The 2,247-nt window shown below is 72.9% G+C and carries 1 protein-coding gene; it reads left to right on the plus strand.

The annotated features are described in order from the left end of the window. A partial coding sequence (locus GT045_RS20820) for a condensation domain-containing protein (protein WP_161335082.1) occupies positions 1-2,247 on the plus strand: 2,247 nt, incomplete at both ends.

Here is a 2,247-nt window from a genome sequence, read left to right on the forward strand (position 1 = left end):
TGGAGGGCCCGTCGGCGACGTACAACATCCCGATGGCCCTGCGGCTCACCGGCGAACTGGACCGGGAGGCCCTGCGCCTGGCGCTCACCGACCTGGTCACCCGGCACGAGAGCCTGCGCACGGTCTACCCGACCCACGAGGGCAAGGCGTACCAGTCGGTGCGCCCGCCCGAGCCGGTCGAGCTGCCCGTCGTGCCCGTCACCGCCGAGACGCTCACCGCCCGCCTGGCCGGCCTCTCGGCCACCCCCTTCGACCTGGCCGCGAGCCTGCCGCTGCGCGCCCACCTGCTGGTACTCGGCGACCAGGAGCACGTCCTGCTCCTGGTGATCCATCACATCGCCTCCGACGGCTGGTCCAACGCCCCGCTCTTCCGCGACCTGTCCGAGGCGTACGCGGCCCGCACCGAGGGGAGGGCACCGGGCTGGGAGCCGCTGCCGGTCCAGTACGCCGACTACGCGCTGTGGCAGCAGCGGCTGATGGAGCAGGACGAGGAGCGTCAGCTCGGCTTCTGGCGCGAGACGCTGGCGGACCTGCCGGAGGAGGCCACCCTCCCCACCGACCGGCCCCGCCCGGCCACCGCCTCCAACCGGGGCAGCACCCACACCGTGCACGGCGACGCCCGGCTGCACCGGGCGCTCACCACCCTGGCCCAGGACACCGGCGCCACCCTGTTCATGGTCGCCCAGGCCGCCGTGTCCACCCTGCTCTCCCGCTCCGGCGCCGGACCCGACATCCCGCTCGGCTCCCCCGTCGCCGGCCGCACCGACCAGCAACTCGACGACCTCGTCGGGTTCTTCGTCAACACGCTCGTGCTGCGCACCGACCTGACCGGCGATCCCAGCTTCCGGGACCTGCTGCACCGGGTCCGGGAGACCGACCTGGCCGCCTGGAACCACCAGGACCTGCCCTTCGACCGCCTGGTCGAGATCCTCAACCCCGAACGCACCCCGGCCCGGCACCCCCTCTTCCAGGTCATGCTCACCCTCGGCGACACCAGCGCCGAGGCACCCGGACTGCCGGGTCTGGAGACGGCGTACGAGTTCTCCGAGGTGGAGATCGCCAAGTTCGACCTGACCTTCGGCTTCGCGGAGCGCCGGGACGCGGCGGGCGAGCCGGGCGGCCTGGACATCACCGTCGAGTACGCCACCGACCTGTACGACGCGCGGACGATCGAGGCGACCGCAGACCGGCTCGTGCGGCTCCTGGAGGCGGCGGCCGACGCACCCGACCTTCCCGTCGGTGAGCTGGAGCTGCTGTCCGCCGGGGAACGCGAGCTGCTGCTGGAGCGCTGGGCGGGCACCGTCACCGAGGGCCCCGACGCGGGGCTGGGCGAGCTGTTCGCCGCGCAGGCCGCCCGGACCCCGGACGCCGTGGCCGTCGTGCACGGCACCGAGGAACTGACCTACCGGGAACTCGACGCACGGGCCAACCGCGCGGCCCACCGGCTGATCGCGGAGGGGGTCCGTGCCGGGAGCCGGGTCGCGCTCCTCCAGGAGCGGTCGGTCGACGCGGTCGTCAGCACCCTCGCGGTCGTCAAGGCCGGCGCGGTGTACGTCCCGCTCGACACCCGCTACCCGATGGAGCGGATCCAGCTCATCGTGGCCCAGTCGAGCATCGGCCACTTCCTCACGGACACCGCCGTCGACGGCCTCCAGCTCCCGGCCGACGCCCGGCTGCTGCACGTCGCCGGCCCGGACGGCGTCGGCGGCGGGCAGGACACCGGCGCGGACGGCGGCGGCGCCGACGCGAGCGATCCGGGGGTGCGGGTCCATCCCGACCAGCCGGTGTACGCCATGTTCACCTCCGGCTCCACCGGCGTGCCCAAGGGCGTCGCGGTCACCCACCGCAACGTCGCCGACCTCGCCCACCAGAAGATGTACACGAGCGGCAACCACACCCGCGTCCTCTTCCACTCCCCCATGGCCTTCGACGCCTCCACCTACGAGATGTGGGTCCCCTGGCTCACCGGCGGCACCCTCGTCATCGCCCCCGCAGGCCACCTCGACACCACCACCTACCAGCAACTCATCACCGACCACCACATCACCGCCCTCTGGCTCACCGCCGGCCTCTTCCGCCTCATCGCCGAAGAAGCACCCCACACCTTCACCACCGTCCGCGAAGTCTGGGCCGGCGGCGACGTCGTACCCCCCGAAGCCGTCCGCCGCGTCATGACACACAACCCCGACATCACCGTCGTCAACGGCTACGGACCCACCGAGACCACCACCTTCGCCGCCACCCACC

This window comes from Streptomyces sp. SID486, from assembly GCF_009865385.1.
GTDB lineage: Bacteria > Actinomycetota > Actinomycetes > Streptomycetales > Streptomycetaceae > Streptomyces.